Annotated in this window: 19 protein-coding genes; 8 read left to right on the top strand and 11 right to left on the bottom strand. The window is 40.0% G+C overall.

Annotation, left to right across the window (positions count from 1 at the left end; all coding sequences use genetic code 11):
- Nucleotides 1–49 precede the first annotated feature (49 nt).
- Entirely contained in the window at nt 50–478 is a 429-nt protein-coding gene (locus ACXIUD_RS11375; RefSeq protein WP_458052761.1) for an FKBP-type peptidyl-prolyl cis-trans isomerase, read from the top strand.
- Nucleotides 479–510: 32 nt separating this feature from the next.
- Here ACXIUD_RS11375 and ACXIUD_RS11380 read toward each other — a convergent pair whose 3' ends face one another.
- The 4 genes from ACXIUD_RS11380 to rsfS form a co-directional block, all read right to left on the bottom strand.
- A complete protein-coding gene (locus ACXIUD_RS11380; protein ID WP_458052762.1) occupies nt 511–1,350 on the bottom strand; it encodes a hypothetical protein in 840 nt (279 codons plus the stop codon).
- Entirely contained in the window at nt 1,347–2,108 is a 762-nt protein-coding gene (locus ACXIUD_RS11385) for a UDP-2,3-diacylglucosamine diphosphatase (RefSeq protein WP_458052763.1), read from the bottom strand. Before ACXIUD_RS11385 ends, ACXIUD_RS11380 begins: the two co-directional genes overlap by 4 nt.
- 97 nt (nt 2,109–2,205) lie before the next feature.
- Nucleotides 2,206–4,257 (bottom strand): ATP-dependent zinc metalloprotease FtsH, encoded by a 2,052-nt coding sequence (gene ftsH, locus ACXIUD_RS11390; protein ID WP_458052764.1) that lies wholly within the window; start codon nt 4,255–4,257, stop codon nt 2,206–2,208.
- Nucleotides 4,258–4,309: 52 nt separating this feature from the next.
- Complete coding sequence (gene rsfS, locus ACXIUD_RS11395; RefSeq protein ID WP_458052765.1) at nt 4,310–4,669, bottom strand: ribosome silencing factor; 360 nt, start codon at nt 4,667–4,669, stop codon at nt 4,310–4,312.
- 88 nt (nt 4,670–4,757) lie between these two features.
- Here rsfS and ACXIUD_RS11400 point away from each other — a divergent pair, with 88 nt between their 5' ends.
- Together ACXIUD_RS11400 and ahcY are read left to right on the top strand one after the other, a co-directional pair.
- A complete protein-coding gene (locus tag ACXIUD_RS11400; RefSeq protein ID WP_458052766.1) occupies nt 4,758–5,516 on the top strand; it encodes a biotin--[acetyl-CoA-carboxylase] ligase in 759 nt (252 codons plus the stop codon).
- Nucleotides 5,517–5,592: 76 nt separating this feature from the next.
- Complete coding sequence (gene ahcY / locus ACXIUD_RS11405; protein ID WP_458052767.1) at nt 5,593–6,912, top strand: adenosylhomocysteinase; 1,320 nt, start codon at nt 5,593–5,595, stop codon at nt 6,910–6,912.
- Between the two features lie 55 nt (nt 6,913–6,967).
- On the opposite strand, the gene ACXIUD_RS11410 is transcribed toward ahcY, so the two are convergent.
- The gene (locus tag ACXIUD_RS11410; protein ID WP_458052768.1) at nt 6,968–7,783 is read right to left on the bottom strand and encodes a hypothetical protein; all 816 of its coding nucleotides are present in this window, start codon (nt 7,781–7,783) and stop codon (nt 6,968–6,970) included.
- Nucleotides 7,784–7,911: 128 nt separating this feature from the next.
- Here ACXIUD_RS11410 and ACXIUD_RS11415 point away from each other — a divergent pair, with 128 nt between their 5' ends.
- On the top strand, nt 7,912–8,784 hold the full coding sequence (locus ACXIUD_RS11415) for an SDR family oxidoreductase (RefSeq protein ID WP_458052769.1): 873 nt from the start codon (nt 7,912–7,914) through the stop codon (nt 8,782–8,784).
- A 107-nt stretch (nt 8,785–8,891) separates the two neighbouring features.
- Here the strand turns inward: ACXIUD_RS11415 and ACXIUD_RS11420 are convergent, their stop codons facing one another.
- Nucleotides 8,892–9,845 carry a sodium-dependent bicarbonate transport family permease gene (locus ACXIUD_RS11420; protein WP_458052770.1) on the bottom strand — a complete coding sequence of 318 codons (954 nt, stop codon included), beginning with the start codon at nt 9,843–9,845 and terminating at the stop codon, nt 8,892–8,894.
- Nucleotides 9,846–9,978: 133 nt separating this feature from the next.
- On the opposite strand from ACXIUD_RS11420, the gene ACXIUD_RS11425 reads away from it, so the two are divergent.
- Nucleotides 9,979–10,905, top strand: coding sequence for a LysR family transcriptional regulator (locus ACXIUD_RS11425; protein ID WP_458052771.1), 927 nt, complete (start codon nt 9,979–9,981; stop codon nt 10,903–10,905).
- Nucleotides 10,906–10,918: 13 nt separating this feature from the next.
- Here the strand turns inward: ACXIUD_RS11425 and ACXIUD_RS11430 are convergent, their stop codons facing one another.
- From ACXIUD_RS11430 to ACXIUD_RS11440, 3 genes are all read right to left on the bottom strand, one after another.
- Complete coding sequence (locus ACXIUD_RS11430; RefSeq protein WP_458052772.1) at nt 10,919–12,319, bottom strand: MBL fold metallo-hydrolase RNA specificity domain-containing protein; 1,401 nt, start codon at nt 12,317–12,319, stop codon at nt 10,919–10,921.
- A 119-nt stretch (nt 12,320–12,438) separates the two neighbouring features.
- Entirely contained in the window at nt 12,439–14,355 is a 1,917-nt protein-coding gene (locus tag ACXIUD_RS11435) for a PspC domain-containing protein (RefSeq protein WP_458052773.1), read from the bottom strand.
- Nucleotides 14,352–14,705: a PadR family transcriptional regulator gene (locus ACXIUD_RS11440; RefSeq protein ID WP_458052774.1), complete on the bottom strand. Its 354-nt coding sequence runs from the start codon at nt 14,703–14,705 to the stop codon at nt 14,352–14,354. The genes ACXIUD_RS11435 and ACXIUD_RS11440 overlap by 4 nt, the downstream gene beginning before the upstream one ends.
- A 364-nt stretch (nt 14,706–15,069) precedes the next feature.
- Between ACXIUD_RS11440 and ACXIUD_RS11445 the strand changes: the two genes are divergently transcribed.
- Entirely contained in the window at nt 15,070–16,182 is a 1,113-nt protein-coding gene (locus ACXIUD_RS11445) for a putative type IX sorting system protein PorV2 (protein ID WP_458052775.1), read from the top strand.
- 3 nt (nt 16,183–16,185) lie between these two features.
- Nucleotides 16,186–21,216 (top strand): putative type IX secretion system sortase PorU2, encoded by a 5,031-nt coding sequence (gene porU2 / locus ACXIUD_RS11450; protein ID WP_458052776.1) that lies wholly within the window; start codon nt 16,186–16,188, stop codon nt 21,214–21,216.
- Between the two features lie 6 nt (nt 21,217–21,222).
- Here the strand turns inward: porU2 and ACXIUD_RS11455 are convergent, their stop codons facing one another.
- Entirely contained in the window at nt 21,223–21,918 is a 696-nt protein-coding gene (locus tag ACXIUD_RS11455; protein ID WP_458052777.1) for a VTT domain-containing protein, read from the bottom strand.
- A 78-nt stretch (nt 21,919–21,996) separates the two neighbouring features.
- Between ACXIUD_RS11455 and ACXIUD_RS11460 the strand changes: the two genes are divergently transcribed.
- Complete coding sequence (locus ACXIUD_RS11460; protein WP_458052778.1) at nt 21,997–23,145, top strand: cystathionine gamma-synthase; 1,149 nt, start codon at nt 21,997–21,999, stop codon at nt 23,143–23,145.
- Between the two features lie 2 nt (nt 23,146–23,147).
- Here the strand turns inward: ACXIUD_RS11460 and ACXIUD_RS11465 are convergent, their stop codons facing one another.
- A complete protein-coding gene (locus ACXIUD_RS11465) occupies nt 23,148–23,981 on the bottom strand; it encodes a hypothetical protein (RefSeq protein WP_458052779.1) in 834 nt (277 codons plus the stop codon).
- Nucleotides 23,982–23,983 lie beyond the last annotated feature (2 nt).

The raw sequence follows: 23,983 nt of genomic DNA on the forward strand, positions 1-23,983 counted from the left end.
TAGGTTATCATAAATCCGTACCTTTGACCTTTAACCAATAAAGTATTTTATGTCAATAGCAAGTAAAGGCGATTCTGTCAGTGTGCATTACACTGGGAGATTGCAAAATGGGACTGTATTTGATAGCTCTGCTAATAGAGAGCCATTATCTTTCACATTAGGTGATGGAAATATGATCAAAGGCTTTGATGCGGCAGTTCACGGAATGGAAATCGGACAAGAAATCACCGTGACTATTCCTTCAGTAGAAGCTTATGGAGAAAAAAGAGAGGATATGATGTTGGATATTCCATTGGATCAGGTTCCTCCACATATCAAACCTGAATTGGGCATGGAGCTATCCCTTCAAAACCAAGCAGGTCAGCCTGTACCAGTAAAGGTAGTACACATGGATGAGGCAAAAATCACATTGGATGCCAATCATCCTTTGGCAGGTGAAGATTTGATTTTTGATATTACCTTGGTATCTATCGGATAATATTTGAAAGGCCGCTGCTAGGGCGGTCTTTTTTATTCTTCTAGAATTCCTAGACTTTGCTGTATGTCATATATCCGCAATTGATTGTTGCCATAGCAAACCAAGTGTCTAGGTCCCATCATCACAGACATATTTTTCACTTCCTTGGGGAGTAGATAAGTTGACCGTTGCCCTGTTTGGAAATCCATCAATATCAAGTAATCTCCTTCAGTAAATACTAAGTTATTTTTCCAAAAAGACAGTTTTTGATCGATTATCATGTCATGTTTTCGGATGTAGTTTCCTTGATTATCAAATATGAAGATACCTTCGTCTTCTATATTCACAAATAACAGATTGCCATATTCCCGCATATCGGTAACAAAAAGGGCAGATTCACCCAAAATCAAATTCAAGGGCTGATGCTGAATTATGCGATTCCTTCTGTAATCAAATTGCTTGAGGGAAAGATCCGTCTCGTCCAACACCCAGATAATGTTGTTATTCCCCAAGGTGGCTACTTTAGCTAAAGAAATCAAATGACTTGGGATTCTATTTTCTGCGATGGGATTGATGAAGCGGTCAAGAATCCGGTATTCCTGAAGGTCTACTGAAAAAGTGAAAATATTTACTGTCCAAAAAGCTTCTAGGGTAGATACGCGCGCTTGTCTGGGAGGAGAAAAGTTATTAATCCACTCAGCTTTGTCTGCTTGATATTGGTATAGATTGCCTTCTAGGTCAACCACAAAAATAAAGCCTTGGTTATCCAAAGAAACTAAGTCCATTCGTGGAACATGAATGGCTGAAACAGGTTCCCATTCCACCTCTTGCGCATGACTAGGATGTAAAGGCAAGGCTAACAGTAAGCAGCAGATAAATATGAGAATTCTCAAGAGGAATATTTTTTTAATTCAAATGTTTCACCATCAAAAACACCATACGTGTACTGACTGACCCATTCTCCTAAGTTAATATATTTCCCCGTTTTCCCAACGGGCAGTTCGAGAGGGAGATGTCGATGTCCAAAAACAAAGTAGTCTAAAGGCTTGGAAGCATAAAGCTGTTTGGCATATTGCCATAGCCATTCATCCTCACCTTTAAAATCATTATCATCTTTGGCAATATTACTTGCACGGCTATTAGAGCTCCATTTAAGGGCGATTTTCACTCCTATATCTGGGTGTAACCATTTGAAAAGCCACTTACAAGCAGGATTAGTAAATACTTTCTTCAAGAGCTTGTAGGTGTTGTCACCGGGGCCTAATCCATCTCCATGGCCGATCAGAAATTGTTTTCCATGAATGTCAGCTTCTATTGGATGATGATGTACAGGTATACCCAACTCATTTATAAAATAGTCCTTCATCCAAAGGTCATGATTTCCTGTAAAGAAGCACACGGGAATGTTCTTATCTCTTAGATCTGCAATTTTCCCCAAGAAACGGATAAAACCTTTCGGTACCACTGTATCGTATTCAAACCAAAAGTCAAAAATATCTCCAACCAAAAAAATGGCAGCAGCTTCCTCTTCTATTTCATTCAACCAACGGATGATTTTCGCCTCTCTTGCTTTGCTGCCTTCTTTGGTAGGTGCTCCGAGGTGAAAATCGGATGCGAAAAAAACTTTTTTGTTGTGGAGGTTTATTTTCATGGATTTTAGAGATGCCCCAAATATACGCAAACATGTTTTTGAAATAAAAAAGCCTTCATTTCTGTGAAGGCTTTTTTGTATTTGTTATTAGAACCAATTATTTAGATTCCTCCTCATTCACTGGCTCAATTGGCTTTTCTGAAGTCTCAGAAGCAGACTTTTCCTGAGCGGCTGCGGCAGCAGCTTCTTTCGCATCAATCTTTTTTGTGAATGCTTCGTAAGTTGTCTCTTTACCGAAAGGTCTTTTACCAATCAATTTCTCCAAATCTGATTGGAATAGAATTTCTTTTTCTAAAAGCTCTTTGGCTAAAGTTTCTAATTCAGTTCTTCTACTTGACAATAATTCTTTGGTCCGTTCGTACGCTGCAGAAATTAATTTCCTAACCTCGGAATCTATGGTTTCAGCAGTAGTTTCAGAATAAGGTTTGGTCATTCTGTAGTCACTGGATTTGCTATCGTAGAAGGATACGTTTCCGATGATGTCGTTCATACCATACACAGAAACCATAGAATACGCCATTTTGGTTACCCTCTCCAAGTCACTCAAGGCACCCGTAGAGATTTTACCAAATACAATTTCTTCTGCTGCTCTACCACCTAAGGTCATACACATCTCATCCAAGAGCTGCTCTGTTTGGTAAAGAAACTGCTCCTTTGGTAAATACTGAGCATATCCCAAGGCTGCTACTCCTCTAGGTACAATACTCACTTTTACCAATGGGTCCGCATGCTCCAAGAACCATCCTGCTACTGCGTGTCCTGCTTCATGGTAAGCAACAATTTTCTTTTCCTCAGGGGAAATGATTTTATTCTTTTTCTCCAATCCTCCAATGACCCTGTCAACAGCATCTTGGAAGTCTTGCATATCTACTTCTGTTTTATTCCTTCTAGCAGCAATCAAAGCAGCTTCATTACAAACGTTAGCGATTTCAGCACCAGCAAAGCCTGGGGTTTGAGCAGCTAATTTTTTAGCGTCGATACTTGAATCTATTTTGATCGGTTTCAAGTGAACTTTGAAAATAGCTTCTCTACCTACGATATCCGGTTTATCGATACTGATTTGTCTGTCAAATCGACCGGGTCTTAATAAAGCGGAATCCAAAACATCAGGTCTGTTGGTTGCGGCTAGTACGATTACTCCTGTATCGGTACCGAATCCATCCATTTCTACCAATAGAGAGTTTAGGGTATTTTCTCGCTCATCATTGGATCCTGGCATTTGTCCTTTTCCTCTAGATCGTCCAATGGCATCAATCTCATCAATGAATATGATACAAGGGGCTTTTTCTTTCGCTTGCTTAAATAGGTCCCTTACTCTGGCAGCACCAACACCCACAAACATTTCCACGAAATCAGAACCTGATAGAGTAAAGAATGGAACACCCGCTTCACCCGCTACTGCTTTTGCAAGCAAGGTCTTCCCAGTTCCTGGAGGGCCTACAAGTAATGCTCCTTTAGGGATTTTACCTCCTAGTTTGGTGTATTTTGAAGGATTTTTCAAAAATTCAACGATTTCTTGAATCTCTTCTTTGGCCTCATCCAAGCCTGCCACATTGTCAAAGGTGATTTTGACTTTGTTTTCAGCATCAAATAGCTGTGCTTTGGATTTCCCTACATTGAAGATCTGACCTCCTGGGCCGCTGGGACCTGCCATTCTTCTCATCATCAACCAGAAGAAAACAAATAAAAGGATTAAGAAACCGAAGCTTGAAAACCAATTACTCCAATTTTGCTCATTTTTGACGCTGTAACCGATTCTTTGGTCTTCAGGCATACGGCTTTCAAGTTCTTCAAAGTCGGTAGCAAATTTTTCTGCGGTAGGTACTTCAATAGAATAATGAGGGCCTAAAGGATTAAAGAAAGGACTGCTCGTGTCAAGTTCTGTGCTGTATTTTTGATTTTGAAGGGAAGATTCCTTGAGGGAAATATCTACTCTGTTTTCATTTCGAATGATGGTAACTTTGGCTACATCATTGGCCAGATACATTTCTTCAAACTTGCTCTTGGTGATGTTGACCACCGTACTACGTTGATTAATAAACGTAATCCCAATCAACACAACAACAGCCGTGATGATCAACCAAAGTTGAAGATTTGGCTTCTGTGGAGGCTTCGGGACAAAACCTTTATTATTTTTATTTTCGCTCATGCTACTGTTATTTGTGCAAACTGTTGATAAAACGATTTTGGGCAGTTAAAGTTCATGAAAAAGATTTTTCAATCCGTGTGATTTTGGCATCTCCCCAGAGGTCTTCCAGTCCATAATATTCTCTTTTTTCTTTAAGGAAAATATGGGCTACCACATTCACATAATCAATCAATATCCATTGACGATTACTTTTTCCTTCCGATACTGCCGGCCATTCTTTACTAGCCTTGAAAACAAACTCTTCTATTGACTCTGAAATTGCTTCCAGTTGTGTATCTGAATTTCCAGAACAAATGACAAAAAAGTCTGTAAACGCATTTTTTACTCCTCTCAAGTCCATCAATACAATATTGCTGGCCTTTTTTTCTTCCATTCCCTGAATAATTACTTTGCTCAGCTCTTCTGCTGTCATAATTTAAAGTTTAACTTTGCTATTCGATTGGCTATTTTTAACCAAGCGATAAATATAGCCTGAATCCTATATAATTTAACTACTATTAATGTATAAAATCCTTGCCAATACAGTTTTTTTAGGGAAAGAAATCATTTATCTGACAGAGTGTCACTCCACCAATGAATATGCTCAACAACTACTGAAGCAAAAGGAAGCGGGCGAGGGCATGATCATTTTCACAGATATGCAGACAAAAGGGAAGGGACAACGAGGCAATCGTTGGTGGACAGAACCTGGAATGAATCTCACATTTTCCCTTATTTTGGAACCTAAATTTTTGCGCTCCAATCAGCAATTTGACTTAAATATGGTGGTCTGTTTATCTCTTTGGGAGCTTTTAAATCAATATGATGCTGATTTTGTGATCAAGTGGCCAAATGATATTATACATAAAAAGCATGGAAAAATTGCTGGAGTTTTAATAGAGAACTCATTACAGAGCCAATGGATGGAGTCTTCCGTCGTTGGTATTGGACTTAATGTCAATCAGGACATGCAGATAATACCGAGAGCTCTTTCTTTATTCAATTTGACAGGTGAGACCTATGATCTTTGGGTAATCTTAGAAAAATTGGTACAACGCATCGAATGGAACTATATTCGGCTTAAACGAGGAGAAATTAGATTGCTTAGAAATAGTTATCTAAAAAATTTATTGAACTATCAGCAGAAACAACTGTTTTCAGATGGAGAAGTATTTGAAGGGGTGATTATCGGAGTGGGAGAGGATGGTAAACTCTTGGTAGATAAGGCTGGAAGCATTCATGCTTACGGTTTCAAAGAAATTCAGTACCTCGGTTTGTAACTTTCGAATACGGATAAAAATGCGTAGTTTTGCGCTTTAATTTTGAAAATCAATTCATTAATCATATAATAAAGATATGTCTGAAATTAAATCTGACAAATTCATTCAGTACAAAGTGAAGGATATTTCACTTGCAGAGTGGGGAAGAAAAGAAATTACCTTGGCAGAAGCAGAAATGCCAGGATTGATGGCTTTGAGAGCGGAATATGGCCCATCTCAGCCATTGAAAGGAGCTAGAATTGCAGGATGCCTTCACATGACTATCCAAACGGCTGTTTTGATAGAAACGTTGGTAGCTTTAGGGGCTGAGGTTACTTGGTCTTCTTGCAATATTTTTTCTACACAAGATCATGCAGCAGCAGCAATTGCAGCAGCTGGGATTTCCGTATATGCTTGGAAAGGGATGACGGCTGAAGAGTTTGACTGGTGCATTGAACAGACCATTTTCTTCGGAGAAGACAGACAGCCTCTAAATATGATTTTGGATGATGGAGGTGACTTGACTAATATGGTATTGGACAACTATCCTGAGTTAGTTGCTGGTATCAAGGGTCTTTCAGAAGAAACTACCACAGGTGTACACAGATTGTACGAGCGTATGAAAAACGGTACGCTTCCAATGCCTGCTATCAATGTTAACGACTCTGTTACCAAATCCAAGTTTGATAACAAATACGGATGTAAAGAATCATTGGTAGACGCCATCAGAAGAGCTACCGATGTCATGATGGCAGGTAAAGTTGCTGTTGTGGCAGGTTATGGTGATGTTGGGAAAGGCTCTGCGGCCTCTTTAAGAGGTGCAGGTGCTCGTGTGATCGTGACTGAAATCGATCCAATCTGTGCATTGCAAGCTGCTATGGACGGTTTTGCAGTGAAAAGAATGGTTGATGCTGTGAAAGAGGCAGACATTGTGGTGACTGCAACCGGTAATAAAGATATTATCTCTGAAGTTCACTTCCGAGCCATGAAAGACAAAGCAATCGTATGTAACATCGGCCATTTTGACAATGAAATCGATATGGCTTGGTTGAACAAAAATTATGGACATACCAAGGATGTTATCAAACCTCAGGTTGATTTATATGAAATTGATGGAAAACAGATCATCATATTGGCTGAAGGGCGCTTGGTGAATCTAGGTTGTGCGACAGGTCATCCTTCTTTTGTGATGTCCAACAGTTTCACCAACCAAACCTTGGCTCAGTTGGAACTATGGATGAACACAGATAAATATGAGCCGGGAGTATATGTGCTTCCTAAGCATTTGGATGAAAAAGTTGCAGCATTGCATTTGGCGAAATTGGGAGTTGAATTAGATATCTTGTCTGATGATCAGGCTGCTTATATCGGAGTAACTCCGGAAGGACCGTTTAAGCCAGAGTATTACAGATATTAATCTATCGAAAATAAAGTTTTAGGCCTTGAAATCACTTTCAAGGCCTTTTTTGTTGCTACAGACTGAAAACCAGCACCCTTCCATCCGAAAGAGACACATTGACTCGGCTTACACAGGTTTCCACGAATTCAAAGACCATATTATGATTGACGGCGGGGCTATTTTGACCTCTAGAAATGGTCCAACGCTCTACTCCTTGCTGTGACAGAATATGACCCGCCTGCAAACAACTCACCAAATATTGTCGAGGGGTAGTTTGCTCCATAATGAAGTTCCTACCAACCGTATTAATGCCTGTCAATTGTCCGGTACTCGTGAACCCCAATAGCTCTCTGTTACTTAATTGTAACTGATGGGAAAATGTACCTGAAATGCGAGAATTGGAGCCACGGGCATTAGTGAGTTGTATACTTTCAAAGCTTTCCTGAATGGAATTTGGACTTCCATTTCTTGTAGTCAAGAATGTCCGTTCTCCATTTAATATCAGGTTTTTGAAAGAGTATTGATCATAGCTTAAAATTCGGCGTGATTCAGTTGGTGTGTTTCTTGTAAAATCTATGACAATCGTACCTTTTCTATCGAGCTTCCTACTGTCACAGGTAGGATTAGTTTCAAAAGTCAATTTCACTTGACTAGTTTCCAGATCTACCGAAAGCGTTGGACAACCAGGTAAAAGTAAACTATCTCTTTTGGCTACTCTGTAGTCTTCTAAAGTTAACAGTGCAAAATATAAGCTTTCTTCGAAGGCCAAAGAGATATTGAATAGTTCGGTTGCCTCTACCTGTAAATCAGTACTCAGCGTGCGTTCTACATCAGAATCGCAGGCCCATAAGGTCAGAAGTCCAACTAACAGTGCGCTAAAATTTTTCATAGAAGTGGAAATGATTGTAAAGCTAGATTCTTTTTGATGATTTTGAAAATGAAAAAAAAGTATGCATGCATACTTTTTTTTCATTAACTGAATTTCTATCTTCAACGACAAAATAACCTACTAACGATATGATACATACAGAAGGCATGCTGAAAGAGGGTGCATTAAAAGGTAAGAATATACTCATTACTGGTGGTGGAACTGGTTTAGGCAAGTCCATGGGAATTTATTTTTCCAAACTTGGTGCCAATTTGATCATTACGAGTCGCAAATTAGATGTCTTGCAGGCTACTGCTACTGAAATTCAACAAATGACAAGAGGGAAAGTGCTACCTGTTGCTTGCGATGTTCGTGATATTGAGCAGGTTGAAGCTTTATTTGATGAAGCAGACTCTATGTTTGGTTGCGTAGATGTCGTCTTAAATAATGCAGCCGGGAACTTTATCAGTCCCACCGAAAGACTTTCTTCTAATGCTTTCAATACCGTTATTGATATTGTATTAAAGGGTACGTCAAATGTGACGCTTACTGCTGGTAAACGATGGATTGCGGCTAAGCAAAAGGGTACATTTTTGAATATTGTTACTACTTATGCATGGACGGGTTCCGGTTATGTTGTTCCATCTGCAGCTGCAAAAGCGGGGGTTTTAGCAATGACTCGTTCCTTGGCTGTAGAGTGGGCCAAATATGGTATCCGCAGTAATGCTATCGCACCTGGCCCATTTCCTACCGAAGGAGCTTGGAGTAGATTACTTCCGGGAGATTTGGTGAAAAAATTTGATCCTGCCAAGAAAGTACCCGTAGGTAGAGTGGGCGAGCATCAGGAATTAGCCAATTTGGCAGCCTATCTGGTTTCCGATTTCTCTGCTTATGTCAACGGGGAAGTGGTGACGATTGATGGAGGTGAATGGTTGATGGGAGCAGGTGAATTCAATAATCTAGACTTGATACCACAGGAAATGTGGGATATGCTGGAGGCATCTCGCGGAAAAAAGGGATGAGCCCCAAAATCCTTTGGGGCTATCTAAGAGCCAAATGGAAGATTAGAAATTTGTAAGTAATTGTCCTCAGAACTATTGTTCAAAAACATATTCTGAGGACAGTTTTTTTATAAGCTAGCTACCCAATAATAAAGGGGTAACCCTATGGTGATATTCAGCGGGAAAGTTACTGCCAAAGCCATAGGTAAGAAAATCCCTGGATTTGCTTTAGGTACGGCAATTTTCATCGCTGCCGGTACGGCAATGTAAGAGGCAGAAGCAGCTAAAATAGCAAACATAAAACGGTCACCTGTACTGGAAGTCACAAGCTGGCTCGCATAAGCTACTATGATGCCATTAATTAAGGGGACGATTAATGCGAAGAAGGTAGTGAACTTACCAGAAGCAATAAAGTCCTTCAGTTTTTTCCCGCTAGTAATCCCCATATCCAATAGGAAAATCGCCAAGAAACCTTTGAAGAGGTCCGTTGTAAACGGCTCGATTCCCCTGGCTTCCTGCTCACTGGCTAATAAACCAATCACCAAGCTACCAAGAATCAATAAAACAGAACCGTTGGTGAATGCATGTCCTGCCACGTGTTTGAGTTTGGTGTTACTGCCTTCCCCATATTTTCTGATCAATAAAACCCCTAGAATAATAGCAGGTGCCTCCATCAAAGCCATGATGGCCACCATGTAACCACTGAAGCTTTGCTGCTGTATTTCCAAGAAAGAAACTGCTGTCACAAATGTGACCGCAGAAACAGAACCATAGGCTGCCGCTATCGCTCCTGCATTTTCTACACTAAATCGCTTCTTCAGTATAAAAAAAGTGTAAAGTGGAATCACTAAGGCTGTAACTATCCCAAATAATACAGCCCAAATAATGGACATGCTAAATTCGCTATGAGCTAATTCTTGTCCCCCCTTGAATCCAATGGCAAACAAGAGGTACAAGGAAATGAATTTGGATGAGTTGGGGGGTATTTCCAGATCGCTTTTGACCCGGACTGCAATAATCCCCAAAACGAAGAATAGAAATGCTGGATTCGTAAAATTGTCTATTAATAATTGAAGATCCATAGGTTTAGAAGAGAGATGAAGTTCATTAATATTTCTTGCCTAAAAACCTTAGTCAAGAAACTTTTCGCAAGTTAAGTATGTATAATACATATATTTTTATTTATCCGAGAAAAATCTATCATAAAGAACTCTTATGAATTATACTTTGCATCAGTTACAGATATTTATGAAAGTTGTACAACGTGAAAGCATTACCAAGGCTGCGGAGGATTTGCATCTTTCTCAACCGGCTGTTTCTGTGCAACTTAAAAATTTTCAAGATCAATTTGAGATTCCTTTGACAGAGGTGGTAGGAAGGAAGTTGTATGTTACTGATTTTGGAAAAGAAATAGCTGATTATGCCCAAAAGATTTTAGAACAGATCGATGTGATTCAATCCCGTACGGCAGTTTACAAAGGAAGATTGGCGGGTAAATTGAAAATATCGGTAGTGTCTACGGGAAAATATGTGATTCCGTATTTTTTATCAGAGTTTCTGAGAAGAAATCCTGATGTAGATTTGAAATTGGATGTGACTAATAAGGCGATGGTGATCAATAGCTTGGATGACAATGAGATTGATTTTGCCTTGGTTTCCATATTGCCGGAAGCTTTTCAGGTGGAGCGTGTTCCCTTGATGGAAAATAATTTATACTTGGTGGCAGGGAAGGATTTTCAACTGAGTACGGGAACTTTAGATCCGCATATGCTGGAGAAAATGGTATTGATTTTTCGAGAAGCAGGCTCTGGAACGCGATTGGTGATGGAGCGCTTTCTGAAAGACCACGATATTCATGTGCAACGGAAGTTGGAACTTACATCCAATGAAGCCGTCAAACAAGCAGTTTTGGCAGGCTTAGGATGTTCGATTATGCCCCTGATTGGGATTAAAAATGAATTAAGAAATGGAGATTTGAAAATTATTCCTATCAAAGGTTTACCAATTGTAACCGATTGGCATTTGATTCATTTGAAGAATAAGCGCTTTTCGCCGGTTGCATTAGCCTTTTTGGATTTTATAATTCAAAACAAGGAACAAATCATCGATGAGCATTTTCAGTGGTATAGACATTTCAAATAATGACGGTATCACATTAGATACCGTCAAATAACTCGAAACTTTCCAAGTATTCAGGCACAACTGTGTTCCATTGCATTTCGTCCTTGAGTTTCTCCGAAAGTACTCGAGAGGCCTCTTCCTCCCCATGTACTAGAAATGTAACTTTAGGCTTGCTGACAAAACCCTCACACCATTCTATCAATTCATTTTGATCTGCATGTGCAGACATTCCGTCAATATAATAAATTGATGCTTTTACTGGTACTTCTATTCCATACATTCGGGAAGTAGTATCTCCATCCAAAAGTTTTCTTCCTCGAGTCCCTTCCGCCTGATAACCCACAAAGATGAAGCTATCCTGCTCGTTGGGTAGCCTATTGTATAAATGATGTACAATCCTACCTCCAGTAGCCATGCCACTAGCAGAAATAATGATAGCATCTCCTCGGATTTGATTGAGAGAAATAGACGCCTCTTGAGAACTATAATAGTGTAAAAGCTTGTGAAAAAATGGGTTTGCTCCTGATTCTTCAATCATGGCGCCTAATCTATGATAGTGAGCAAACTCTTTATACAGTTTGGTTACATCGATAGCCATTGGGCTGTCCACATAGATAGGAATGGAAGGGATTTTCTCTTTTTGAATCAGGTAATGCAGGTAATACAAAATGAGCTGCGTACGTCCTACTGCAAAAGCAGGTATGATGGAGACTCCTCCTTTGCGATAAGTTTCCCGAATTGCTCTTGCTAATTCGTCTTCCGGTCTATGATTTTTTTGTAGCCGGTTGCCATAGGTAGATTCTAGAATCAGTACATCCGCAAAAGGTACTCTGCACGGAGGATTGAAAAGAGGGTCTTGATACCTTCCTAAATCGCCTGAGAATACGATTTTTTTTTCTTGATTTTTTCCCTGAATGGTGATTTTTAGAATCGCTGCCCCTAAAATATGACCAGCCGGGAAGAAGGTTATTTTTACATTAGGGAAAATCTGTGTACGTTCTTCCATTTCCACACCTTGGAGAAGCGGAAAGACCCGCTCCGCATCTTCTGCTTTATAGAGTGGTTCCGGTTTTTGGTGTCTAGAATATCCTTTTTTCTGGGCAAAAGACGCTTCTTCTTCTTGTAACTTACCTGAGTCTAGTAGTAAAATTTTTGTTAATTCAATGGTCGGCTTAGTACAGTAGATTGGACCTTTGAATCCTTCTTTGACAAATTTCGGTAAGTAACCCGTATGGTCTATATGGGCATGTGTAAGAACCACAGCGTCAATTTCCGATGGGCTTATAGGAAATGAATCCCAGTTTCTATTTCGTAATTCCTTTAATCCTTGAAAAAGACCACAATCAATCAGTATTTTAGTATGGTCGATTTCTAAAAGATATCGAGAGCCGGTTACTGTTTTGGCACCGCCCAAAAATTTAATTTTTACTTTCATGGTCTGGGTTTACTTGTTTAGCCAAGTTAGTTGAAAAAAATTGAAATTATAGAGTCTTCCATAAAAGAAAACGCCTTTTTCTTGGAGTAGAAAATGGCGTTTCTTTTATAATTACAGAATTAATCTTTTGTTAAAAATGGATATTTTTCCTTGAATTTAGCAATGGAAACACTATCAGCTGAGGTTAGCCGTGCATTACTATCACAGGTGATGCAGAGTAATCCGCGTTCGTTGAAGACAAAATAATTGTCTGGGGATAAATCCCGGACTTTGTACCCATTTTTATACAAGGTATTTCGAATGATAGGAGCAAGGGAAGGGTCCATGATAAAGGCTTTATCATAAGGGATTTCCAAGCTCATTTGAAGCTTCTGGGCTCTAAAGACTGCCAACTCACTTAGATTCCAGTATGTCGGCAAGGTAAGTATGGAGTCCTGAAATTGATAATTGTACTGTATAGACTTTGCATGCGTACGGGCATCTTCTTTGTTCTTACCTCTTGCTTTGTAGTCCATAATAAGCGTGGTTTGGTCGGAAGGGACTCCCTTAAGTTGGATAGTAACCCCTTCCAAAAAGCCATCTTCTGTCCATCCATCTGCGCCTTTCAAAACAAGGACATTGTTGGTAGAATTAATTGGATGAGACTCCTGATGTGTGACTTCTGTGCTAAAGTTTTTCAAAACTTTTGGTACTTGGAAAACACTCAGACCTAAAGAAATTAGCCACAGTCCTAATAAAACCAATCCATAATGTCCTTTAATGATATTTCTTTTAGCTAATACGGATACTCCAAGGAGGACAATTACCAAACCAGGAATAGCTATCAAACTTGCCACTGCAATGGCTAGCCAAGAAGGTGCAATATCTGTAATCCATTCCATTGGGATATCTCCCAAATTCACACCATTACCTAAGACTGTTTCAGGAAGTACGGCAAAGTAAACCCCCAACATCAGGATTGGTGTTAACATCAGAATCAAGCCAAAGAGAAAGACAAAAATCCCGAATAAGATGCGGAAAATAGCAAGGATTACCATGCCAATTGGTCCTAAAGCCTCCCCTAAACCATTAATGACCTTTCCAAGAAACCTAAATGGTGCTAGAAGCACTTTTTTCCCTGGACTTTCTTCAGTTACTACTCCTGGATTCATATTTTCTTTGATCGTATAATCGATATTATCCAAGGTGATTGCCCCTCCCTTCATCTGAATTCGTTGGGTAATAGATGTAGCTTGAGGAGTGATGATCCAAAGAATAATGTAAATGACTAATCCCGAACCTCCCGCAAATATCAAGGCTATGAAAATCAATCGTGCCCAAATCACTTCGATTCCAAAGTAGGCAGCCACCCCTGAAGCTACCCCTCCTAAGGTTCTATCGTCTGGATTTCGGTAGAGTTTTTTGACATTTTTATCTTCTGGCTCTTCAAAGGATGTTGGTAGCATGATCCACATGACCACATATGCAAGTACTGCCCAAATCCCAATGGAGAATCCAATTTTCATATTCCAAGGAAGTATGTCCCAATCTGGATTGAAGTTTAACTTACCGCTGAAAAACAATAAGATTGCGACTAATCGTACCCAAAGTGCATCAATCGCCAAGTAGTGAGCAATTCCGGCACAAACTCCTCCAAGGATTTTCCTGCTCTCGAGTCGGGTCAATTTTTTATACCCTTTGCCATTATTCTCAGGCGGTGTTACATACTTGTAAAAATCTTGTTGGGTATCATACCTTTCTTCCTTGTCCTGATCTTCTGACAAATCGGCTTCAGCAGCTTTGAAGTCTGCAATGGTCCCCATTTTTTCTATCAGGGCCGTGACATTTTCCTCCGTTATTACCTGTTTGTTGTTTTTTAGGTTTGAAAGGAATATTTCTGCAATACGGTTTTCTATATCGGCAATAATCTCTTGGTTGTCTGTGTAGGCTGAGAAGTGCTTGTTGATGGAGTCCAAATACTTTTTCAGCGTGCTGTACCCATCTTCCTCGATATGAAAGAGTATGCCACTGATGTTGATACTAAGTGTCTTTTTCATAGTGCTGGGTGTTTAGATGTGATGTAAGCAAGTGATGATACGAGTGATTGCCATGTTTCTTGAAGCTTTTTTAAGGACTCCAATCCTTCGTCCGTTAAAGAGTAGTACTTCCTAGGAGGTCCTGGTTCTGTAGCATCAGATCGGACATGTACCAAATTTGCTTTTCTGAACTTGTAAAGCAGCGGGTATAATGTTCCCTCTGCTAAAATTAGTTCAGCATCTTTTAGCTCTTCAAGCATATCAGAGGTATACACCTCTCCTCTGGATAAGATTTCTAAGGTGCAGAGCTCCAGAATTTTTCTGCGTAGTTGGGTGATTGAAGTGTTCATATCTGTTGGTTTCTTTTTCATTCAAGGGCAGATTGAGCGGATTTTCCGTCTCTCTCTGTCTGATATGAGAGAAAAATTATACCAAAACTTTTTTTATGACTTCATCAATACCTTCTCAAGTATTCAATTATTGGGCAGATGACTTATATTTCTCCCAAATTAGCTCAAATTTAAAGATTTACCCAAGGGCAGTTCGGTAGAATCATGCGAGAAAAAAATCTACCCCAAAAAATATTTGTGTACAAACTGCCAGAGAATTCAAAAAATTGGACAGTTAATTGACCGATTTCGTACACATTATTAAAATATTTTTGCGAAAAATTGGATTCTTATCTTTTTGTTTCTCATTTATTTTTACTTTGCATAGGAGAATTTCAAGTTGTACATGTCCAGATCGGGGCTCCTTTTATTTCACCTTTTCTTCCTATTGGTAGGAGGATTGTATGCTCAAACTATCGCCCCCAAATATTCTAATGAATTTTTGAATATTGGAGTAGGTGCTCGTGCCCTAGCTATGGGGGGGGCACAGGTATCTTCCGTACGGGATGTTACTGCTGCTTTTTGGAATCCTGCAGGTTTATTGGGGATTAAAAATAAGCACGAGTTTACCTTGATGCATGCGGAGTACTTTGCAGGGATTGCAAAGTTTGACTATCTCGGGTACAGCACGAGTTTGGATTATGATAATCAGATCGCCGTTTCCTTAATCCGTTTTGGTGTAGACGATATACCGGATACTCGCTTCCTTTATGATGCGAATGGCGCCCTAAATTATAACAACATTCAGTTTTTTAATGCTGCAGATTATGCTTTGCTGTTATCGTTTGCCAAGGATGTCAGCGATGAATTCAAGTTTGGGGTCAACGCCAAAATCATTCATAGAAATGTAGGAAGATTTGCCCAAGCTTGGGGCTTTGGGATGGATCTAGGTGGGATTTATTTATTAGACGATTGGAGATTTGGGGTAATGTTGAAGGATGTTACGAGTACTTTCAATGCCTGGTTTCACAATGCCGATATGGTGAGAGATATTTATTCTCAAACGAATAATGAAATCCCTGTCAATTCCATTGAGCTCACCTTACCAAGGGCGATCTTTTCGGTCACAAGAGATGTACAGATTACAGATGAAATCGGTGTTCAGGGAGTAATTGATTTAGATTTTACCTTTGACGGACGAAGAAATACAGTTTTAAGGACAAGTTTGGTTTCCTTTGATCCTAGAATGGGTTTTGAGGTAAATTACAGCAATAAGTTTTTCCTTAGAGGTGGAGGAAGTAATGTGCAGCGCATCAAGGATTTTGATGGCTCGTTTTACACGTCATGGAAGCCAAGTTTTGGATTGGGTGTTTTTCTGAGTGAAAAGTTTTTTATTGATTATGCCCTTTCCGATATTGGAGGAATCTCACAGACACCCTATTCTCATATCGTATCAGTAAAAGTTAGCTTGAAAGAACTGGATGGGCGCTACAGAATCAATAAAGGTTGGAAAGATTAACATATGAGCAGAAAGTTTGTCATAGCGTTTGTATTCGGATGGTTGCTGTCGCAGGTGCTAGTAGCGCAAAGTGATTGGATTGATTTTTCCAAAACATATTATAAAATCCCCACTTCGAGTGACGGAATTCATCGGATCAATTTTGCAGCCTTAGCTTCAGCAGGGATTAATCCATCTGTCATCAATCCCAACCATATCCGCATGTATTTCCGTGGGGAAGAGGTTGCTATTCACATTGAGGGTAGTCAGGATGGTTCTTTTGATCCTACCGATTACATAGATTTTTTCGGTCGCAGGAATGATGGAACCCTGGATGCAAAGCTCTACAGAGACCCAAATCATGTAGGGAATATTGCTTATAATACCCATAATGATTCCACAGCATTTTATTTAGCGGTAACTCCGGGTGTGAATGGGCGTAGGATGCCTCAACGCCCTCAGCCTGCTCCTACTACTCCTACCTTGACGAGTTATCAAGATGAGTACTTTCAAGTATTTGCAGCACAATACAACTTGGGTAGAGTGTATAACCCTGGCGTGAGAGTTGCGGAGTTTGAAGAAGGACAAGGCTGGATGAGTGCTCCTATCACTAGAACTGCCCCTTTAAATCTCAATTTGACAGATTTGGGGCAAATACCTGAATCGGGCAGGGCAATTTTAGAGATTGGACTCACTGGGCGTTCTGAAAACCCACACGTATCCGTGATCAGTGTAGGACCAACTTTAGGGAATTTGCGGGAAGTTGGAAGATTTGAATATGTGGATTTTCAAGCTATAAACCGAACTATAGAAATCAGCGCCAGTGATTTTGATCGAAATGGTGTACTTCGGGTGCAGATAGCGAGTCAGGGTCCTCAAGGTACAGACAACGTTTCCATCGCTTACATCCGTGTGACTTATCCAAAAAATGTGGTTTCAGGAGAACGTGCACGGGAATATATCATTACTGAACAAGGAGATGGGGCGGTTGAATTGTCCCAGATGTTGGGGAATTATTATGCATACGATGTAGCTGACCCATTAAATCCTGAGCGTATAGCTATTCGTAGAGAGGGGCAGACGATTCGTCTACAGGCACAGTCTCCCTCTAAATCCAGTAAAATTTTGTTGCAAAGTGCGGCGGATATAGTCCCGGTAGGTACGTTGATACCAACTCGTTTTAGAGATTTTTTATCAAGACCAGCAGATTACATTTTGCTAACACACCGTTCGCTTCGTAGGCCAACACAGACCTACGCTGATCCTGTAGTTGCCTATGCAGCACACCGGGCATCCCCAGCAGGTGGCAGCTATGACACCTTGATTGTCAATGTGGATGAATTATACGATCAGTTTACATTTGGAGAGAAAACCCCTTTGGCAATCTTCAAATTCCTCAGAGAATATTATCCTCGACATAAACCAGAACACCTTCTATTGGTTGGTAGATCGGTTGGGATTTTTGCAACTGCCCGGGAGGGAAATACCAACTTTTTCTATCGTCAGCGCCCGTCTATTTTCAGTTTTCAGGATATGATCCCTCCAGCAGGGTATCCTTATGCTGATAATAATTATTCTATGGGTCTAAACCCTGCGGATCCTTATGTGGGAGAGGTAGCTATTGGACGATTACCTGTTCGTAATTCCCAACAAGTGGCGGATTATCTGGATAAAATAAAAGAGAAGGATGCCTTAGGACACAATGCTTCCTGGCTCAAAGAAATTGTACATTTGAGTGGAGGGATCAGTGCCTTTGAGTTGCAGCGATTTTTCAACTTCCTGAATGGATTTAAAGACATTGCCGAGGATAAATATTTGGGTGGTAATGTAACTACTTACAGAAAGCGCTCAAATTCGACCATTGAATTGATCGACATCTCTGGTGACGTAAACAAAGGAGTAGGTTTGATTACTTTCTTTGGTCATGGAGCACCTACTGTGATCGATATTGAAATTGGGTTTGCCTCAGATCCTACGGTCGGCTACAATAACCAAGGGAAGTATCCAGTTTTACTCTTGAATGGCTGTGATGCAGGGAATGCTTTTGGTAATGCCTATACCTTCGGTGAGGATTGGATTGTTACACCTAAGAAAGGAGCATCCAATTTCTTAGCGCATGCCAGTTTAGGGGTGGATGTATTTTTGCGTAGGTATTCAGAAACTTTTTATACAAAAGCATTTGCCGATTCTACGATGATTCATAGACCAATTGGTATTGTAAAAAGAGAGACTGAACGAATATTTTACAGACAATTTGGAACTTCGGCAGTGAATCGCTCCCATGGAGAACAGTTGGTGATGTTGGGAGACCCAGCTGTTCGAATGTTTCCGGCAAATAAGGCAGACTATTCCGTGGAAGAATCAGAAGTTTTTTTAGGCGCATTTGAAGGAGATCAGTTTAATGCATTATCAGATTCCCTGGAGCTGAAGTTTGTTTTGAGAAATCTAGGCATCGTCAATACGGATTCTGTAAATTTTAAAATCAGTAGACGTCTTCCAGATGGAACAGATATTACTTATCCATTAAAGAAAATTGCTGGCGTATTCCGAAAAGATACGATAAGTTTTGCTGTTCCGAATACTGGTATACCAGCTTTTGGTGAAAATACATTCAGCATAGAAATCAATACCGATCGTGCTATTCCTGAAATGACATTCATGAATAATTCGATCACCGTCAGTCGTTTTATTCCTTTAAGCGGTACTATTCATTTGTTGCCAAGTTCTTTTGGAATTGTCAATGAACGGGAAGTAGAATTGATTGCCCAGATACCTGGAAAATCCATTGATCAGCGAACGATCGTAGTACAGATTGATACATCTCCTACATTTAATAGCTCCAACCGTCGGGAGAATAGGATTACGACTACCAATATTTTGAGTTGGAAACTGGACTTGTTCCAAAATATACAAGCGAGAGACTCTTTGACTTTCTTTTGGCGAACGCGATTCCTTCAGCCGCGTGATGGAGAAAGCAATGAATGGACAAGCAGTAGTTTCTCTTACATTCGAAATGGCCCGGAAGGCTGGACGCAGCGAGAAGTTGCCGAATTACAGACCAATATCTTGGATAATGTGGTCTTTGACGCCAACCAACGTAGATGGAATTATCAGACCAATTCTTTAGATATTGGGGTATTTACCTTTGGTAATCAGGCGGACTCGCTTACATTTAGAAATACCCAATTTTATCTAGATGGGGTACCGTACATTATAGATAATGTCAATAATGCCAACTCTCGTCTATGTCCCGATGGTTCCCTTGGACTAGTAGCATTTGAGCAAAAGTCTTTGACACCCTATCTAGTGATTCCTGTTCCTGGGTTTGATATATTAGATGGTCGTAGTTGTGGGAGGGTGCCTCAGGTGATTCAAAGTATCCGGAATGCTCAAATCAGCAATCCGGGACAAACCTTCTTGATTGATTACATCAATGGGTTGAGGGATGGAGATTTTGTGGTGATTTTCTCCGTTGGTAATGTCAATTATGAACAATGGCCAGATATTGCTTTTCAAAAATTGAGAGAAGTAGGAGCGAATGAGGCCGTTTTGAGAAACCTGAAAAATGGGGATCCATACATTCTCTATGGACAAAAAGGGATGAGCCCTGGAGAGGCAATTGAAATAGTAGCACAACGAGGAATAGAATTGGAAACGAATGAGCAAATCATTGAGTTTGAAACCTCAGTTGAAGGATATTTTACATCAGGCTCTATTATAACTCCTCGAATCGGACCGGCATCTGATTGGAAACTATTTTTTAACCGTATCAATCGCAGAGATTGGTTTAATGAAGAACTCTCCCATTTCGATGTAATTGGCGTGAGGGCTTCGGGTGAAGAACAGGTGCTTCTATCCAATGTCAATGAAAGTTTAGCAGATTTGAGCTTGATTAATCCAGCTACGTATCCATTCTTACGCTTGCGATATGCCATGGATGACCCTAATTCCACCGCACCATCTCAATTGAATAAATGGCAGGTGAACTTTACGGGCGTACCCGAGGGTGTATTGCTGTTTAAAAATAGAGATGAAAAAATCACCCTCCAAGAAGGGCAGGAGGCTGTATTGAAGTTTGAGTTTTTGAATATTTCTAAATATGATTTCTTAGACTCTATTCAGGTAGATTGGAAAATTAGGAATACTACCTCGAGAGCAGTCCAGAATTTTACACGGAAGTTTCCTGCTTTGAAGGCAGGAGAAAAATTTGAATTTGATTTACTATTTAATTCTATTGGGAGACCTGGAGAAAATGAAATTGAGGTCTTTGCCAATCCAAGAATTCAAATGGAACAGACTTTCCGTAATAACTTGATTGATCTTGGCGAGTATATCACGGTAATACCTGATAATACAACGGCTATCTTGGATGTGAGTTTTGATGGAGTGTATATCATGGATGGCGATATCGTATCCCCTTCCGTCATGATCACCACTTTACTTAAAAATGAACAAAGCTTGATTTTGAAAAGGGATACCGTTGGTCTAGAAATGTTCTTACGTAAGCAATGTGAAGGTTGCCAGTTTGCCAGAATAAACTTCTCAGATCCTCGAGTTTTCTGGACAGAAGCTACAGAAAATTCTGGTTTTAGAATTGAAATGCGACCTGGGCCATTGGAAGACGGCATATATACCCTACGAGTGGTTACCGAAGATTTAGGTGTAGATAGACCGTACGAGATCAATTTTGAAGTCATTAATGAAGCTACTATTACCAATTTCTATCCTTATCCTAATCCATTCAGTACCAGTGTACGCTTTGTATTTACAGTTACGGGGAATGAGGTGCCTGATCAAATCAAAATCCAAATTATGACAGTAACAGGAAGGGTGGTCCGGGAGATTTTACAGGATGAATTGGGGCCACTTCGAATTGGTAATAACCTGACCGAATATGCTTGGGATGGCCGGGATGAGTTTGGTGACCAATTGGCAAATGGCGTGTACATCTACCGAGTATTGGTTCGTAAAAATGGAGCTTTTGTAGAATTGAGAAATACTGCCGGAGACAGGGCCTTTAGGCAAGGATATGGCAAAATGTATTTATTACGATAAGCTAGTCTAGTCTTTGGAGCGGATTACTTTCCAGATTCCCCAGGTACTCACGACTAGGAATCCAATAAAAATCCAAACTTTTAATGTGTCATCCCCTTGATTGATGGCATCGTAAAGGTCATTAGCAATGGTGCCTGTGTAAAAAGCTATTAAGGTGCGGGGCAACATGCCGATTGTCCCCCAAATAAGTAACTTCTTCCATCCAGTTTGGAGAAATGCAAATAGGAGATTGGATAAGGCAAAAGGGATTACTGGACTTATTCGTATGAAAAAAATTAATTGAGGGATGCTATGAGAGCGTTCTTCAATAGCTGTTCCTACTTTGGGATAGCGCTTGATTAGAAAAACCAATCCACCTTTGGTTACCATTTGACCCCAAAAATAGCCTAGGAGCGATGCTGCTGCATAGGAAGCTACCAATAAAGGGAAGATTTTCCAACCAAAAAGAAAACCTGAAAATACAGCAACCATTGTAGTAGGTAGCAAGGCAAGTCCCATTAGGAATGTAAGACATAAACAGGTAATCAAGAGGGAAAAAGGATTCAGCCATGGGAATTCCGTTATGTAGTTGCTCCTTGTCAAGACCAATGGTGTAGCTATTAAGGTCCCCAAACTTGGCATGATACTGACCCATAGGAACGCAAGACTCAAAAACAAATTCTCTTGGATGCCAGTTTTAAATTCCTTGATAATACTTCTCATTTTTGTCATCTTTGAGCTGCCAAGACGCAAGAAAATAAAAAAAAAAGAAGTAACCCCATAAACTTTTACAGTTGATTTATGAAATTCGGAACAAAAACCATACATGCTGGTGTAGAGCCAGATCCAAGTACAGGTGCGATCATGACTCCAATCTTTCAAACATCCACCTATGTACAGCGTTCTCCGGGAGATCATCAGGGTTATGAATATTCCAGAACCCATAATCCTACGCGTACAGCTTTGCAGAATAATTTGGCAGCCTTGGAAAATGGTAAATATGGTCTTTGTTTTTCCTCGGGTTTAGGAGCGATTGATGCGATTATCAAATTGTTGAATCCAGGGGATGAAGTAATCTCCACGAGTGATTTGTACGGTGGTTCTTACCGAATTTTCACTAAGGTTTTCCAGCGCTATGGAATCAAATTCCATTTCGTTTCCATGGAAGATCCTTCTTCTATTAAGGCTTCCATCAATGAAAACACCAAGCTGATTTGGGCAGAGACCCCTACTAATCCCATGATGAATATTGTGGATATCAGCAAAATTGCAGCCATAGCTAAAAAGCATGGAGTGTTGTTAGCTGTAGATAATACCTTTGCTACTCCATTTTTACAGAATCCGTTAGATTTAGGTGCTGATATCGTCATGCATTCAGTTACCAAGTATTTGGCAGGCCATTCGGATGTAGTTATGGGTGCGGTCATTGTCAATGACGATGAATTGGCAAAACGATTGGCCTTTATCCAAAATGCCTGTGGTGCAATCCCAGGGCCTCAGGATTGTTTCTTAGTATTGAGAGGTATTAAGACCTTGCATATCCGTATGGAGCGCCACTGTCAAAATGGGAAGACCATAGCTGCCTTCTTACGAACACACCCTATAGTAGATAAGGTATATTGGCCAGGATTTGAAGATCATCCAAATCATCTGGTGGCTCAATCACAGATGAGAGATTTCGGAGGCATGATTTCTTTTACCATCAAAGGTAATCGCATAGAGGATGCGAATAAGGTAATGGAAAATTTACATTACTTCGCGCTAGCAGAGTCATTAGGTGGTGTAGAGTCTTTATGTGGACATCCAGCTACCATGACTCATGCATCTATTCCCAAAGAAGAGCGGGAAAAAATTGGCTTAGTAGATTCCTTGATTCGTCTTAGCGTGGGGATTGAGGATGCAGAAGATTTGAAAGAAGATTTAAAGCAGGCCTTAGCAAAGCTAGGGTAAGCTTACCGAATAATTTTATCAAACAAAAACCTACACTCCTTCTCTACTTGAAGTGTGTAGGTTTTTTTGTTTTCTTTGAGTTTTGAAAGCAAGTCTAAATATTTTTTAGAAACATTTTCCTTATCGGAAAGGTAGCTGATCATATGTTGCATCAGCAAATGATTTTCATACCAGTTTAGGAGATTTTTTTGAAATGTTGTCAGGTATTCATGCACTGCAGGGACGAAAATTGGATTAAACCCAATCTCAATTCGGATATTTTCCAAGGCTGTTATAACGCGTACGCCTTCATAGATGTCTTTGATACCTTTATATTCCAGTTTGTGTTTATTTTCTAAATTGAAAAACTCCAGCTCTTCTTCAATAATCTGGGTTGTGGCTGTATTTATTGCTAAAGGCTTGATTCCATGACTGTACCTATACGCTTCTTCGTAAAGGTCTTCCCAAATTTTTAATGGGGCTCCCACAATCATATCATAGACTTCGGTATAAAGTCTATTTTTTTCTGAGAGCAAAAATTTCTCATAGGAGGTAAAGGTGAGACCAGTGCTTGCTTTATATACCTCTAATTGTGCGAGAATTATCCGAATATGCTTGACTTTTTTTAGACCTTTGAAAATCCCCTTGTAAGGAGAAAATACTTGAAACTTCAGCTGATCTTCTTTGAAGTGAATCTTTGCTAAGAGGTCCACATAAATTTCTAGAAAGATGAGTTTTTGCTCAAGCTCAACAGCTTTTTTTCCTCTGAATTGCTTGCTCAGTGCATTGAACAGCGATTTTCCTTCATTAAACTGTTGGTGAAAAGGATGAAACAGCGGGGAAAGTTTACCTTGCATGG

It is taken from the genome of Mongoliitalea sp., from assembly GCF_054166905.1.